The organism is Micromonospora fulviviridis (genome assembly GCF_014648395.1).
GTDB lineage: Bacteria > Actinomycetota > Actinomycetes > Mycobacteriales > Micromonosporaceae > Micromonospora > Micromonospora fulviviridis.
Genome location: NZ_BMRA01000004.1, coordinates 200,103 through 214,142, shown reverse-complemented (window position 1 = coordinate 214,142; position 14,040 = coordinate 200,103). Strand labels below are relative to the sequence as shown.

At 74.6% G+C, this 14,040-nt stretch carries 11 protein-coding genes and 2 pseudogenes; 4 read left to right on the top strand and 9 right to left on the bottom strand.

The window, feature by feature from the left end; genetic code table 11:
- Positions 1 to 8: 8 nt before the first annotated feature.
- The 3 genes from IEY96_RS12390 to IEY96_RS12380 are packed head-to-tail and all read right to left on the bottom strand — an operon-like array spanning position 9 to position 4,839.
- A complete protein-coding gene (locus tag IEY96_RS12390; RefSeq protein ID WP_189194967.1) occupies positions 9 to 1,424 on the bottom strand; it encodes a ferredoxin reductase family protein in 1,416 nt (471 codons plus the stop codon).
- Entirely contained in the window at positions 1,421 to 2,794 is a 1,374-nt protein-coding gene (locus IEY96_RS12385; RefSeq protein WP_229791591.1) for a DUF1501 domain-containing protein, read from the bottom strand. Before IEY96_RS12385 ends, IEY96_RS12390 begins: the two co-directional genes overlap by 4 nt.
- Positions 2,795 to 2,808: 14 nt before the next feature.
- A complete protein-coding gene (locus IEY96_RS12380) occupies positions 2,809 to 4,839 on the bottom strand; it encodes a DUF1800 domain-containing protein (protein ID WP_189194965.1) in 2,031 nt (676 codons plus the stop codon).
- Between the two features lie 452 nt (positions 4,840 to 5,291).
- Between IEY96_RS12380 and IEY96_RS12375 the strand changes: the two genes are divergently transcribed.
- Complete coding sequence (locus IEY96_RS12375; protein WP_089013185.1) at positions 5,292 to 5,549, top strand: DUF3040 domain-containing protein; 258 nt, start codon at positions 5,292 to 5,294, stop codon at positions 5,547 to 5,549.
- Positions 5,550 to 5,570: 21 nt separating this feature from the next.
- On the opposite strand, the gene IEY96_RS12370 is transcribed toward IEY96_RS12375, so the two are convergent.
- The 3 genes and pseudogenes from IEY96_RS12370 to IEY96_RS33345 form a co-directional block, all read right to left on the bottom strand.
- Positions 5,571 to 6,521 (bottom strand): SWIM zinc finger family protein, encoded by a 951-nt coding sequence (locus IEY96_RS12370; protein WP_189194964.1) that lies wholly within the window; start codon positions 6,519 to 6,521, stop codon positions 5,571 to 5,573.
- Positions 6,518 to 9,193: pseudogene (locus IEY96_RS12365) on the bottom strand (DEAD/DEAH box helicase); the annotation flags it as partial. The gene IEY96_RS12370 and the pseudogene IEY96_RS12365, both read right to left, overlap by 4 nt.
- A gap of 98 nt (positions 9,194 to 9,291) precedes the next feature.
- Positions 9,292 to 9,793, bottom strand: a pseudogene (locus IEY96_RS33345) (ATP-dependent helicase); the annotation flags it as partial.
- A gap of 63 nt (positions 9,794 to 9,856) precedes the next feature.
- On the opposite strand from IEY96_RS33345, the gene IEY96_RS12360 reads away from it, so the two are divergent.
- Positions 9,857 to 10,729: a carbohydrate kinase family protein gene (locus IEY96_RS12360; RefSeq protein WP_189194962.1), complete on the top strand. Its 873-nt coding sequence runs from the start codon at positions 9,857 to 9,859 to the stop codon at positions 10,727 to 10,729.
- 7 nt (positions 10,730 to 10,736) lie between these two features.
- Here the strand turns inward: IEY96_RS12360 and IEY96_RS12355 are convergent, their stop codons facing one another.
- Positions 10,737 to 11,258, bottom strand: coding sequence for a DinB family protein (locus tag IEY96_RS12355; RefSeq protein ID WP_189194961.1), 522 nt, complete (start codon positions 11,256 to 11,258; stop codon positions 10,737 to 10,739).
- An 84-nt stretch (positions 11,259 to 11,342) separates the two neighbouring features.
- Between IEY96_RS12355 and IEY96_RS12350 the strand changes: the two genes are divergently transcribed.
- Positions 11,343 to 11,549, top strand: a complete 207-nt coding sequence (locus tag IEY96_RS12350; protein WP_189194960.1) for a DUF8847 domain-containing protein — start codon at positions 11,343 to 11,345, stop codon at positions 11,547 to 11,549.
- A gap of 8 nt (positions 11,550 to 11,557) precedes the next feature.
- Here IEY96_RS12350 and IEY96_RS12345 read toward each other — a convergent pair whose 3' ends face one another.
- A complete protein-coding gene (locus IEY96_RS12345) occupies positions 11,558 to 12,700 on the bottom strand; it encodes a polysaccharide pyruvyl transferase family protein (RefSeq protein WP_189194959.1) in 1,143 nt (380 codons plus the stop codon).
- A 73-nt stretch (positions 12,701 to 12,773) separates the two neighbouring features.
- Positions 12,774 to 13,352 carry a TetR/AcrR family transcriptional regulator gene (locus tag IEY96_RS12340; RefSeq protein ID WP_189194958.1) on the bottom strand — a complete coding sequence of 193 codons (579 nt, stop codon included), beginning with the start codon at positions 13,350 to 13,352 and terminating at the stop codon, positions 12,774 to 12,776.
- Between the two features lie 91 nt (positions 13,353 to 13,443).
- On the opposite strand from IEY96_RS12340, the gene IEY96_RS12335 reads away from it, so the two are divergent.
- Complete coding sequence (locus IEY96_RS12335) at positions 13,444 to 14,022, top strand: dihydrofolate reductase family protein (RefSeq protein ID WP_189194957.1); 579 nt, start codon at positions 13,444 to 13,446, stop codon at positions 14,020 to 14,022.
- Positions 14,023 to 14,040 lie beyond the last annotated feature (18 nt).

The following is a 14,040-nucleotide window of genomic DNA, read 5'->3' as shown; positions in this document are numbered from 1 at the left end:
GGGCCTCCCTACAGCTCGAAGGTGGCGAGGTGGATCTGCCGGCGCGGCACCCCGGCCCGGCGCAGCACCCGGACCGCCTCGTCGACCAGGCCGCCCGGGCCGCACAGGTAGACGTCGCGGCGGGTCAGGTCGGGCACCAGGCGGCGCAGCCCCTCCGGGCTCATCACCTGGCGGGGGCCCGGGTCGTCGCGGGAGCCGATCACGTACCAGACCGAGGTGTGCCGGGCCTGGGCGAGCCAGTCCAGCTCGTTGTGCAGCAGCACGTCGGCCGGGGTACGGGCGCGGTAGATCAGGGCCGCGCCGGGCGGCAGCTCCTCCAGCATGGCCCGCAGCGGTGCGATGCCGCTGCCCCCGGCGATCAGCAGGGCCCGCTCGCGGGTCCGGTGCGCCGCCGTGAAGGTGCCGGACGGACCCTCCGCCCAGACGCGGGTGCCCGGGGCGAGATCCCGCAGCTCGGCGGTGTGCCCGCCGACGACCTTCACGGTGAGCCGCAGCCAGCGGCCGTTGCCCGCCGCGGAGACCGAGAACGGGTGCGACTGCCACCAGCAGCCGGGGTTGAGGAAGCGCCAGCGGAAGTACTGGCCGCCGAGCAGGTCGATCTGGTTGAGCCGGTGCCCGGTCAGGTAGATCGAGATGGTGTCCGGGCTCTCCGCGACCACGTCGGCGACGCGCAGCCGGTGCCGCAGGTTGAAGCCCAGCGGGGCGATCAGCCGGCCCCACACCAGCGCGGCCACCACCAGCAGGTACGCGGCGATCCAGCCGGTACGGACCGGCCCGGGCTCGTAGAGCTGGGCGCCGTTGCTGAACTGGTGCCCGTAGCCGAGCAGCAGGGCGAGGTAGCTGGTCAGGTGCAGGTGGTACCAGAGCTCGTAGGGCAGCCGCCGGCGGACACCCCGGACCGCGGTGAAGCCGACCGTCACCATGATCCCGGCGGCCACGAAGGCGGAGACCATGTCCTCGTAGTGGGTCAGCAGGGCGCCGACCTGGCCGAGGACCGAGTTCTTCTCCATCCGGGCGTAGCCGACCACCAGCAGCGCCAGATGCGCGAGGACCGCCACCAGCAGGGTGGCCCCGAGGTCCCGGTGCGCCCGGGAGAGCCGCTCGCCGCCCAGCCAGCGCTCCAGCACGCCGAGCCGGCTCATCATCAGCACCTGGACCAGCAGCAGGTAACCGGCGACCAGGCCGGTGATCCGGCCGGCCGCGGTGAGCACGTCGGTGGTGTCGGCCAGCGAGCCGGGCGGGGTGGCCAGCCACCAGGGCAGCACCGCGGCGACCAGGCCGAGCCAGAAGGCGGCAACCAGCGCCCGCCGCCCGCCGGGCCCCCGGCGCGGCCGTCCCGGGGGTACGGGGGCAGCCGGACGGCCGCCGTACGGGGCGGAAGACCCGGTACGGCGGCCGGTGGCGTGGATGTCCTGGTATGTCACGCGTACAGCTTCATGGGGACGTATTTCTGCCGGGGGAAGACCTTGTCCACCTGCACGGTCGTCAGTCCGAACCGACCCTGCGCGACCGACCCGTAGACGTTGAACATGTTGTTGTACTCGGGTACGTCTCCGCTGTCCAGATCGTTCAACCCGTTCCACGTGCCGAGGAGCGAGCCGGCGAGCTTGCGGCCGGACAGGATGGTGACCACCCCGCCGTGCCCGTGGTCGGTGCCGCCCTGGTTCGAGGCGACCCGCCGGCCGAACTCGCTGGACACCATGACCGTCACGTCGGCGGCCCGGTCGCCGAGGTCGGTGAAGAAGGCCGCCATCGCGTTGGCCAGCTCGTTGAGCCGGCGCCAGAGCTGGCCGCCCTCGCGGGTGCCCTGGTTCTCGTGGGTGTCGTAGCCGCCCATGCCGACCGTCGCCACCCGGACGTTCGCGCCGCCCTTGATGAGCTGGGCGAGCTGCTGGAAGGCGTTGCCGACGCCCTCGTACTTCACCCCGGCGGCGGCCGCGTACGGCTTCGCGGCGAGCTTCTGCGCGGTGGCCAGCGCGCCCATCCCCTCGATCACCGCCTCCTCCACCGGGTGGTTGATCCCGGTGAAGAGGCCGCGGATCGCCTTCTCGGTCGCGGCGCGGTACCGGTCGTCGCCGTTGAGCCGCAGCTCACCGACGTTGTTCAGGGAGATCGCGCCGTTCACGCCGACCAGCGAGCGGGGCAGCGTGCTGCCGATGCCGACGCTGCGGAACGCGGTGCCCTTGCCGAGAGTGTCCACCAGGCTGTCCAGCCAGCCCCGGCCGCCGGTCTCCCCGGGCAGGCCGCCCAGGTTGCAGGCGTCGGCGGCCTGGAAGTGGCTGCGGGACAGCCGCGGGTCGGAGACCGCCGGCACGAAGCCGAGCTGGCCGGCCTTGAGCCACTGCTCCAGCGGGGCGAACGCGCTGGTCAGCTTGAAGCCGCGGCCGAGGGCCAGCGAGTCGTTGCCGAGAAGAAGGTCGGGGCGGGTCCGGCTGAGCACCGGGTCGTCGGCCGGGGCGACCAGGCTCAGCCCGTCCAGCCCGCCGTAGAGGAAGACGTGGATGAGCGTGCCGGTCTTCGTCGCCGCGAACGACGCCGAGGTGGTGACGAACTGGGCGGTGGCCAGGGCGGTCGCGGTGGCCGCGGCGCCGGCGACGAAGGTACGCCGGGTGACGCCCCGGCCGTCCTGCTGGGCCTCCTCCAGCTCCTCCAGCCGGCGGTACCGGTCCGCCTCGGCGGCGTTCTCCGCCGCGACGATGTCCGCCTCCGCGCGCAGCAGCGCCTCGGCCGGGTTGTCGGCCAGCCGCCGCAGGTCGGGGCATTCGGGGTGCAGGGGGTACGGGTTCACGGTCATCTCCATCGAATGCCTCACCGGAGGTGGTGCTGGGGGGACGCGAGGATCGTCCGCGCGACCGCGGCGATGGCCCCGTTGAAGGTGGCGTCGACCTTGGCGCCCGCCGGCACCCCGGCCACGCCGAGCACGAGGGCCTTCTCCTTGGCGCTCAGCTTCTGGTGCACCAGCCGCTGGGCGAGCGCGTCCACGTACGCCCCGGCGGTCGCCGGCGGCTTCGCCACCAGCTTCTCCGGCTTGGCGTAGGTGAACTGCTTGCGCCAGCCGCCGATCAGGTCGCCGGCCTCGTTCCAGCCGTCGACCATGGTGCCGGCGGAGGTCCAGGCCACGTAGACGTCCGCGTACCCGTCCGGGGTGGGCTTGCCCATCGGATACTGGCCCAGCTCGCGCATCTTGTCCTGGATCTGCCGCAGCCCCTGGGCGAACGGGGTGCGCCGCTTGTCGCCGTCGAAGCCCGCCGACGCGTCCGGCCCCACGCCCAGCGACCGGTACGTGGCGACCAGGTACTCCATCGGCCGGCGGACCTTCTGGCCCACCGCCGCCCAGAACTCCGAGGAGCTGAACAGGGTGGCCAGCACCGGCCGGCTCTGCCCCCGGTTGGTCGTGTACGCCTTGGCCAGCCGGTCCACGAGGGACTTCGGCGGGGTGTCGGAGACGAACCGGGTGGCCAGGTTGCGGGCCACGTAGCCGGCGGTCGACGCGTGCAGCGCGATGTACCGGATGTAGTCGTCGATCACCTTGTCGGCGACCTTCGGGTCGGCCGAGTTGTTGGCGTGGCTGAACCCGAGGATCTTCACCTTGCCCAGGTAGTGCCGGTCGGCGTGGAAGACGTACTTCCCGTCGGCCACGCCCCGGCCGGTCTGGAGCAGGGCGGCCTGGCGGACGTCCTTCTCGGTGTAGCCGCCGTCCACGCCGACCGAGTAGAGCTCCAGGTTCTCCCGGGCCAGGTTCTCGTTGACCGCGTCCTTGCGCGACTCGGTCTGGTTCAGGTAGATCAGCAGCGCCGGGTGCTTGTTGGCGGCCACCAGCATTTCCGGGTAGCTGCCCAGCGCGTGCTTGCGGATGACGTCCCGGTCGAACGAGTTGCGGTAGATCTCGCCGCCGTCGAAGTCGGCGGCGACGTGCAGGAAGTCGTTCCAGAAGTCGACCATCACCTCGAAGAGCTGCCGGTCGGACCAGATCTGCCGGGCGATGGTGGCGTCGACGGTCTCCCGCGCCGGGTCGACACCCCGCTCGTTGAGCTGGTCCCGCTGGTCGCGCAGCTGCGTCGGGGTCAGCTTCAGCGAGGGCAGCTCGGCCAGCTTCAGCTCCGCCTTCGTCGGGGCGATCTTCTCCGGTTCCAGCTGCTGGCGCAGCCAGTCGTCGATGCCGAGCCGCTTGATGTCGGCCAGCACCTTCGGGGTCGGGCCGAAGGTGGCCCGGCTGGCCAGGTGGCGGATCGGGTCCTTGGCGAGCACCGTCTTGACGGTCACCTGGGTGGCCGCCGCGGCGGCCGCCGGGCTGGCGAAGATCCGGCCACCGGACGGGGCGTTGCGCTTGAGCGCCGCGCCGGCCCGGGAGCCCATGTAGCTCTCGTTCTGCTCCGTGTAGGTGCGCACCGTGCTGGGCTGCTGGCCGCCGGGGCGGGCCGACGTGCCGTCGGTGACCACCGTGCCGGTGGCGTCACCGGCCACCGGGTCGTCGGAGAACAGGCCGCGCACCTGCGGGGAGAGGCCCAGGGCGGCGCCGCCGGCGACCACGGCGGCGCCGCCGAGCGCGACGAGGGCCCGGCGCCGGCCGCGGCGCGGCTTCTCGTCGTCGTCCAGGTTGGGCAGTCCGGGGCCGGGCGGCGGGGCGTACCCGCCGGACGGCTGGGGGTAGCCGCCGCCGACGAACCCGTTGGGTCCGACCCACTGCGGGCCGGACGCCGGGGCCGCCGGGGTGGCGTGGCCGCCGGGGCCGGCGTACGGCATGGCGTTGTCGCGGTACCCGTCCGGATGGGGGTGCGGGAATCCGTCCCAGCCGCGGTCGTCCCGGGGTCGACGCGGTGGCACGTTCAGGTCGGCCATGTAGCTGTCCCGTTTTCTTCGAGCGCCGGCTCGCCTGCCGCCCAGGGGGTGGGCGGAGGGGCGGCGACGGTTGCCGGAGGAGTTGCTACGGGAAAGTAACCACGCGCTCCCGGGTGCTCAAGGCACGTCGGCGGCGCCCGCGAGGGCACTTAAGACGGTGCTCAGGCCGGCCGCCGGGCGGCCGGTGGGACCGCCCCGGACCGGCGACGCGGGGAGCAGGGGCAACCCGGACGGCGACCGCCCGGACGTAACGTTTTTCCCCCTCGCGGCGCTGTTCGCGGCGTTCAACCGCTCAGGGAAACTTAAGGCACGGATAAGCCCGTGCTGAGGTCTCCGACCGGTGCGTCCAGGCCCGTCCCGCTCGGCGAAACCGGCAGCAGGACCGGCGCGTGACCCGCCCCCGTTGCGGGTATGCCGCCGAACCGCTGAAGCCGTGAGGGGAAGGCACCGCCATGCTCAGCAAAGAGGATCAGCGCAGGTTCGAACAGATCACCCGCCAGCTGCGGGAAAGTGACCCGCAGTTCTTCGCCCGGCTCGACCACCGGGCCCGGGCCCGCCGAGGCCGGTACCTGATGCTGCTGACGATCGTGCTGTGGGCCTCGCTGCCGGCGATGACCGTACTGGCCGGGCGCCTGGCCGGCGCGATCTGCGCCGTGGTGCTGCTCGCCAACGCCGGACTCATGTGGCGATTCCGCCGGCGCTGGCTATGACCGCGCGGCCGGTGGTGACGGTCAGCGCGGGTCGTCCGACCCCGCTTCGCGACCGAACTGCCGGTACGCCCGGCGGAGCCGCTCGACGAGGCCCGGGCCTCCGATCGCGGCCCCGGGTGGGCCGAGCTGGCGCAGCAGCAGTTCCGGTCCGGTGGCCAGGGTGGGCGGCCGGTCCGGCAACGCCACCGGGGACAGCCAGAACCGGTCGACCTCGTCGTCCGGCGGGACCGCCGGCAGGCCACCCAGCACCCGCCCCGCACCCGCCACGGGCCGCGCCGCCGGCCCGCGCCCGCCGGCCGCGTCCACAGGGGCGGCCGGTGCGTCCGGGGCCGCCGCCGGGCCGGCCGGTGCGCCGCCGGGGGCGGCGGCGCCGCGCAGCGTACGCAGCCGGTCGAGCAGCTCGCCCCGGGCACGCCCGCGCCAGTGCAACAGTTGGAACGGGTCCGCGTCGAACGCCTCGGCGAGCAGGTAGAAGGTGGCCGCGAGGTGCTTGCACGGCACCGCGAAGTCGGGGCAGCCGCAGTGCTGGACCAGCTCGCCGACGGCGCCCGGGAAGAGCGGCGCGCCGGCCGCGGTGAACAACTCCTCCAGCTCGGCCGGCAGGTCGCCGGCGAGCAGCCGGGCGCTGAAGAACGCCTGCCCGGCCAGCTCCGCCTCGATCCGCTCCCACACCTCGTCGGGGTACGCGGCCAGCCCGATCCGCACCGGGTACGGATCCGGCCGGGAGCCCTGCACGCTCGCGGTGACCTGCCCGGGGGCGACGTCGATCCGGAGCACCTGGCCCCGGCGCGCGTAGGCCCGGCCCCGCGTGAGCCGGGTGCCGAGCGCGAAGGACTCCAGCACCTCCAGGAAACGCCGGGACCACCAGGAACGGCCGATCGCGCCCCGGGTGCTGCGCGCCTTCAGTCCGCCCTCGACCCGCCGGGGCGGCCCGAACTCGGCGAACCGCGACCCTCCGTCCGGTGTGGTCACTCCACCACCGCCCCGGCCTCCAGGGCGAACAGCTCGCGCAGGGTGTCGGTGGAGAGTTCGGTGACCCACTGCTCGCCGCTGCCCACCACCCGCTGGGCCAGGCCCCGCTTGTCGGCGATCATGGTGGCCACCTTCTCCTCGACCGTGCCGGCGCAGACGAACTTGCGTACCTGCACCCGGCGGCGCTGGCCGATGCGGAACGCCCGGTCGGTGGCCTGATCCTCGACGGCCGGGTTCCACCAGCGGTCCACGTGCACCACGTGGTTGGCCGCGGTCAGGGTGAGCCCGGTGCCGCCGGCCTTGAGCGAGAGCACGAAGAGCGGCGGGCCCTCCGGGGACTGGAAGCGGGTCACCATGGCGTCCCGTTCGGCCTTGCCCACCCCGCCGTGCAGGAGAAGCACCTCCCGGCCGGTACGCGCCGACAGGTGGCCGCGCAGCATCCCGCCGAACTCGGCGTACTGGGTGAAGAGCAGCGCCTTCTCCCCCGCCGCCAGCACCTCGTCGACGATCTCCTCCAGCCGTTCCAGCTTGCCGGAGCGGCCGGGCAGGGCGGAGCCGTCGTGCAGCAGTTGGGCCGGGTGGTTGCAGACCTGCTTGAGCCGGGTCATGGTGGCCAGCACCAGCCCGCGCCGCTCGATGCCGTCGCTGGACTCGATCTTCGCCATCATGTCGTCGACCACCGCCCGGTAGAGCGCCGCCTGCTCGGCCGTGAGGTTGCAGAGCACCTCCATCTCCAGCTTCTCCGGCAGGTCGGTGATGATCGACGGGTCGGTCTTGAGCCGGCGCAGCACGAACGGGCCGGTGATCCGCCGCAGCCGCTCGGCCACCTCGGCGTCGCCGTGCCGCTCGATCGGCTCGGCGAACTTCTTCTTGAAGGTGGCGGCCGGCCCGAGCAGGCCCGGGTTGGCGAACTGCATGATGGACCAGAGGTCGGCGAGCCGGTTCTCCACCGGCGTACCGGTGACCGCGACCCGGTGCCGCGCGGGCAGCGACCGCACCGCCTCGGCCTGCCGCGTGGAGGCGTTCTTGATCGCCTGCGCCTCGTCCACCACCACCCGGTGCCAGTCGACCCCGGCCAGCTCGTACGCGTCCCGCGCGGCCACCGAGTAGGTGGTCAGCACCAGGTCCGCGGCGTGCACGGCGGCGGCGAACGCCTCGCCCCGGGCCCGTTCGGCGCCGTGGTGCACGTGGACCCGCAGCCGCGGGGCGAACTTCGCCGCCTCCCGCTGCCAGTTGCCGACCAGCGACATCGGACAGACCAGCAGCGTCGGCCCGGCCACCGGCGGGTCCCCGGCGAGCAGCGCGAGCAGCTGCACGGTCTTGCCCAGCCCCATGTCGTCGGCGAGGATCCCGCCCAGCCCGAGGGACTGGAGGAACGCCAGCCAGGCAAGCCCGCGCCGCTGGTACGGCCGCAGCGTCCCGACGAACCCGGACGGCGGGTCGGCCGGGGTGAGCCGCCGCTCCGCCTCCCCGGCCAGCAGCTCGCCCAGCGCCCCGTCGGCGGCCACCTCCAGCACCGGCAGCTCCCCGGCCCGGTCGGCCCCGGCCAGCCCCATCCGCAGCAGGTCGGCCACGGTCAGCTCGCCCGAGGAGCGGAGCAGCCGCAGCCCCGCTTCGAGCCGCTGCGGGTCCAGCTCGACCCAGCGGCCGCGCAGCCGGACCAGCGGCGACTTCAGCTCGGCCAGCGAGGCCAGCTCCTCGGCGGTCAGCGGCTGGTCGCCGAGGGCCACCTCCCAGCGGTAGTCGACCAGGGCGTCCAGCCCGAGCCCGCCCGCGGCGACGGCCACCGTGCCGGGCGCGGTCCGGCTGCGCGCCCGCAGCCGCGCGCCGAGCCGGGACGAGGAGCGCCGCCACCAGGACGGCAGCAGCACCCCGAAGCCCGCCGCGTGCAGCACCGGCGCCCCCTCCCGGAGGAACCGGTGCGCGCCGTCGGCGTCCAACTCCATTCCCTCCGGCGCGGCGGTGCGCAGGGCGGCGTCCAGCTCGGGCCAGAGCCGGCTGGCCCGGCCCAGCTCGGCCAGCAGGGTCTCCTGCGGGTCGACACCACGGGCGGCGAGCGCGGGCGCGGGGCGCTGCCAGATGTGGGCCGCGTCGACCACCAGGCCCGGCTCGTCGGTCGGGTGCAGGCCGAACTCGACCCGCCAGGCGCCGCCCTCGACCAGCTCGGCCACCGGATCGACGGCCGGCTCGACCAGCCGGAACGCCGCCCGCACCGGACCGCCGGCGGCGTCGCGCTGCCAGGCGTCCAGCTCGGCCCTCAGCAGGTCCAGGGCGGCCGGCTCGGCGGCGAAGACCCGCTCCGGGCCGGTGAGCGCGGCCAGCCAGCTCGGCACCGGCCCGCCCGGGCGCATGCCCCGGGGCAGCCGCGTGTCGCCGAGGGCGGCCCGGGCCGCGGCGTCGACCAGCGCGTCCAACGCCTCGGCCACCAGCTCCCCAGGTCCGACGCCGTCCGCCGCGGACGCGGCCGAGGCGCCTGGCACGACCAAGGGCCGGCGGTCCGCCGCTGTGGGTGCGTCTGTTGTCGCCCCGGCGACAACAGACGCACCCGGATCCGGGGCGACGGGGTGCCATTCGCGGGCGGCACGGGTGGCCGGGGGTAGCGCGAGCGCCATCGAGCGGGCCCACGCCGCGTCCGTGCCGGTGAGCAGCGGACGCCAGACGGCCGACGCGGTCACCACGTCCGAGTCGTCGACCACGCGCAGGCCCCGTCGGCCTCCGTCGGAAGGGGTGGCCGGATCCGCCGGGTAGGCCGGTGCCACCCGGTCAGCTTCGGCGGCCGGTGCGGATCCGGTGGAGACCGGGACCGGGTCGGGATCCGCGAGTCCCGGCAGGACCCGGCCGCGGGTGACCAGGTCGGCGGCGAAGTCGGCCAGCTCGGCCAGGTGGCGCAGGCTCGCCCCGGGCACCGCCTCCGCCGGATCCAGCGCCCGGAGCAGGGCGAACGCGGCGTCCGGGGCGTACACCAGGGCGGGGACCCGCCAGCCGGCGCGGGTGACCGGGCCGCGGACCGGATCCCCGACGGCGGTCCGGACCAGCTCGGGTGAGTCGATCGGTGAGCCGGCCCGGGTGGGCAGGTCGAGCAGCACGGATGCCGGCGCCCCGGGTGGGTCGCCGAGCGCGGCGGCCAGGGTGGCGTGGCCGGCGGCGAAGGGGTGCGGCCGCTCGCGGGGGGCGCGGCCCGGCCGGCGGGGCGCCCGGGCCGGCAGGCTGCTGTCCTCGGCCCACAGGGCGAGCCCGCGGCCGGGCAGCCACAACCCGTGGATGACCAGCACGCACTCCCCCTCGACGACGCCCGGGGCCAGGATAGGCGGCCGGCGCGGACTAGTGTCGGCGCCATGGTCGATCTGCTCGTGATCGGCGGGCTGGGCGTGGACATCCGCGCCCAGGTGCCCGCCCTGCCCCTGCCGGCCGCCGATTCGCTGGCCGTGCCCCCGATCGAGTTGCGGATCGGCAACACCGGGGCCGGGGTGGCGCTGGCCGCGCACGCCCTCGGCCTGCGGGTGGCGCTGGTCGACGTGCTCGGCGCCGACCCGGCCGGCGACGTGGTCCGGGCGGCGCTGGCCCGCACCTCGGTCCGCGCCGTGCTGGCGCACGCGCCGGCCGGCACCCGCCGCTCGGTGAACATGGTCGACCCGGCCGGCCGGCGGATGTCGCTCTACGACCCGCGTCCCTGGTCGGGCCCGGCCCCGTTCGCCGAGGCGGAGCTGGCCGAACTCGTACGCGGGGCGGGCCACGTACACGTGTCGATCATGGATTGGGCCCGGGACGCGCTTCCGACGCTGCGGGCCGCCCTCGGCGCCGGGGTGTCCCTCTCCACCGACCTGCACGACTGGGACGGCGAGAACGACTACCACCGGCCCTTCGCCGACGCGGCCGACCTGGTCTTCGTCAGCGACGTCCGGCTGGGCGACCGGGCCGGGAAGGTGGCGGCCGGGCTGGCGCCCCGGACGGTGCTGGTGACCGGCGGTGCGGCCGGCGCGACCCTGCACAGCCCGGACACACCGCCGGTGCACGTGCCCGCGACCACCCCGCCGGCAGCCGTCGTCGACACCAACGGCGCGGGCGACGCGTTCGCCGCCGGCCTGATCGCCGCCCGGCTGCGCGGCGCCACCCCGCTCGACGCGGCCCGGTACGCCGCGCGGGTGGCCGCGGCCGCCTGCACCCACGACGGCATGGAGTATCCGGCCGGCCTGCTGCCCCGGGACTGAGCCGGCGTCAGATCGCCCCGGTCTCGCCGTCGGTCAGCTCGCGCAGGATGTCGGCGTGCCCGGCGTGCCGGGCGGTCTCCTCGATGAGGTGCACCAGCACCCAGCGCAGCGACACCTCCCCGAGCTGCGGATGCGGCACCACGTGGTCGAGGTCGAACCGGGCCGCGACGGCCCGGGACCGGGCGCAGGCGGCCCGGTAGGCCGCGGCCAGCCCGTCGAGGGTCTCGCCCGGGTCGAGGGCGAAGCTGGCCTCGGCGTCGGCCTCGCTGGTGAGGTAGACGTCGCCCGGCCCGGGCGCGAACAGGCAGGGCAGCCAGTTCCGCTCCACGAGCGCGAGGTGTTTGAGCAGCCCGGCGAGGGTGGTGCGGGAGGGCACCAGGCGGCGGGCCGCCTCGGCGTCGGAGAGGCCGCGCGCCTTGCGCAGCACGGTGGCCCGGTGGAAGTCGAGGAACGATTCGAGGATCGCCTGTTCGTCGCCCGTGCGGGCGAGGACCGGACCGAGGGTGGGGTCGATCGTCGGTTCCGCCATTCCCGGACCCTAGTCGTCGGCGCCGCCGGCCCGCTGCCCCCGCATCCCGCTGCGCGGCGGCGATCCCCGGGGCAGGATGGGCGCATGGCATCCACGGTGCAGATCCCGCTGGTGGGGGGCACGGCCGACGGCGAGACCGTCACCGTCGAGCTGGACAGCAACGGCCGCCCGCCGCTGACCCACCACCACATCGGGCCGGAGGGGCTGGCGCACGCGCAGATCTACGAGCTGGAGTCGGGCGAGCAGCGGGACCGCGAATGGGTCTACGCCTGGCGGGGCCCGGCGGTCTGACGGCCCGCTCAGGCCCTGGCCAGGGTCCGCGACCGGATGCTCTCCAGCACCCCCCGGGTGACCTGGGACGTGCCGTGGGCCTGCTCGCACACGGCGGCAACCCGCCGGGCGGTCTCGTCGGCGCGCTGGTCGCGCTCGTCCCACAACCGGTCCACCTCGGCCAGCAGCGGGCCCTCCACCTCACGCTCCACGCCGCGCAACGCCGGCACCCCGAGCCGCTGGGCCAGGTCGAAGACCTTTCCGGCGTACGGCAGGGGCAGGAACGGGGTGCCCATCATGGCCGCGAAGATCAGGAAGTGCAGGCGCATGCCGACCGCGAGGTCGAAGTGCTTCATGAGGCCGAGCACCTGCCGGGGCGAGTAGTCGTTGTGCAGGATCCGCCCCCGTTCGGCGGCGATCATGTGCGACATCACGCCGTGCGAGTGCCGGATGTCGTCGCGTTCCATCGGCACGAAGAGCACGTACGCGTCGATCCGGTGCACCAGGAAGTCGCTGATCTGGGCGAGCAGCCGGTGGTAGCCGTCGACGTCGAGGCGTTCGGCCGCGCGGCCCGGTTCGCGGACGCTCAGCCCGACCAGTTGCTTGCCGGCCGGCACGCCCTCCTCACGCAGCCAGCTCTCCGGGAAGTCCTCAGGGGTGAGCAGGAACGCCGGGTCGGCGGTGACGGTGATCGGGTTCAGCAGCCCGGCCTCCTCCAGCACCATCCGGGACTCCTGGTCGCGCACGGTCACCTCGGTGGCCTGGCCCAGGGTCTCCCGGACCATCCCGGTGTCCACCCCTTCGCTGAGCGGGCCGACCCCGACGGCGTACGTGAGCAGCGGCAGCCCGCGCTCCTGGGCGACCCGGACCACCCGCAGGTAGCGCCGGGCCTCCTTGTCGTAGAGGATCCCGCCGCCGCCGAGGACGAGCAGGTCGAGCTGGGCCAGGACGGCCGACGAGTCGACCCGGCTGACGCCCTCCCAGGGCACCGCCTCCACGTCCGGGTGGGCCAGCGCGGTGTGCGCCGGGTTCCGGGAGAAGACGATGATCCGGGCGTTCGGCTCCTGCTGGCGCAGGTCGGCCAGGAGGCCGGTGAGGATCGCCTCGTCGCCGAGGTTGCGACCGCCGTACGAGCCGAGCACACCGATGGTCAGTCCGGCGCCATCCGTCATCGTCGCTCCTCCCCAGGTGCGTCCCGGCCAGCGTTCCCGCTGGTCGCCGCGACATACCTGGGCGGAGCACCGGTCAGGCGGCGACGCCGCCGACCAGACGGGAGACCAGGGCGGAGACCACCTGGTCGACGTCGAACCCGGCGTCGATCGAGGTGGTGAGCAGGTCGAGCAGGAGCCCGTCGACGGCGTAGTGCAGCAGGGCGATCTCGAAGGCGCCGCCGGGCAGCCCGGCGGCGACGTGGAAGGCGACGTCGTCGGCGTACCCCCGGCGCAGCACGCCGCCGAGCGCGGCCCGCAGTTCGGGGCGGCGGGACGCCTCCAGCCGCAGCTCGAACAGGGCCCGGGTGAGGTCCGGTTCGCGCGTGGTGCGCTCGACGATGTAGCGCAGGTAGTCGGTGACCAGCGCGAGGGAAGGCTCGCGCCCGCCGAGGTCGGCCAGCACCGCCGGGTCGGGCGCGATCCGGTCGAAGATCCGTTCGGCCAGCCCGGCGAGCAGCGCCGCCCGGGACGGGAAGTAGTTGGAGGCGGTGCCGGTGGGCACGCCGGCCTCGGCGTCCACGGCGCGGTGGGTCAGCCCGCGCGCGCCGGCGGCGGCGAGCACCCGCAGACCGGCGTCGGCGAGCAGTGTGCGGCGTTCCGGATTCCTGGCCATGCGAGCACCCTAGCAATAACCACGACAGGTGTTGTACATTCTGATCGCACCACGACAGCCGTCGTGGTTGAACCCGGACATCGGAGTCGGTTTGCGCAAGCTCGTGTACTACGTCGCCAGCACCCTCGACGGCTTCATCGCCGCCCCCGACGGGTCCTACGACTTCCTCCCGCTGGAGCCGGACGTGGCGGCCTACCTGACCGCCGAGTGGCCCCAGACCTTCCCCACGTTCACCCACGCCCAGTTCGGCATCGCCTCGCCGCCCACCGGCCGCTTCGACGCCCTGCTCATGGGCCGGGCCACCTACGACCCGGCGCTGAAGCTCGGCGTCACCAGCCCCTACGCGCACCTCAAGCAGTACGTCTTCTCGCGCTCCCTGCCCCCGTCCGACGACCCCCAGCTGGAGATCGTGGACGCCGACCCGGTGACCTTCGTCCGCGAGCTGAAGGGGCGGCCCGGCGGCGACATCTGGCTCTGCGGCGGCGGACAGCTCGCCGGACAGCTCCTCGACGAGGTGGACGAGCTGGTCGTCAAGCTCAACCCCGTCGTGATCGGCAGCGGCGTCCCGCTGGCCGACCGGGGCTTCACCCCGAGCCGGTTCACCCTGGTCGGGACCCGGCCGTTCGACAGCGGCGTGGTGGTCCTCCGCTACACCGCCGGGGCGCGGTAATCGGTTGCCCCGGCGGGG

What these genes read in the sequence shown, in the direction of transcription:
- IEY96_RS12350 (WP_189194960.1), top strand. Translation starts at nt 11,343, where the DNA reads ATGGCATCCACGGTGCAGATCCCGCTGGTGGGGGGCACGGCCGACGGC.
- IEY96_RS12360 (WP_189194962.1), top strand. Translation starts at nt 9,857, where the DNA reads ATGGTCGATCTGCTCGTGATCGGCGGGCTGGGCGTGGACATCCGCGCC.
- IEY96_RS12340 (WP_189194958.1), bottom strand. Translation starts at nt 13,352, where the DNA reads ATGGCCAGGAATCCGGAACGCCGCACACTGCTCGCCGACGCCGGTCTG.
- IEY96_RS12380 (WP_189194965.1), bottom strand. Translation starts at nt 4,839, where the DNA reads ATGGCCGACCTGAACGTGCCACCGCGTCGACCCCGGGACGACCGCGGC.
- IEY96_RS12385 (WP_229791591.1), bottom strand. Translation starts at nt 2,794, where the DNA reads ATGACCGTGAACCCGTACCCCCTGCACCCCGAATGCCCCGACCTGCGG.
- IEY96_RS12355 (WP_189194961.1), bottom strand. Translation starts at nt 11,258, where the DNA reads ATGGCGGAACCGACGATCGACCCCACCCTCGGTCCGGTCCTCGCCCGC.
- IEY96_RS12375 (WP_089013185.1), top strand. Translation starts at nt 5,292, where the DNA reads ATGCTCAGCAAAGAGGATCAGCGCAGGTTCGAACAGATCACCCGCCAG.
- IEY96_RS12345 (WP_189194959.1), bottom strand. Translation starts at nt 12,700, where the DNA reads ATGACGGATGGCGCCGGACTGACCATCGGTGTGCTCGGCTCGTACGGC.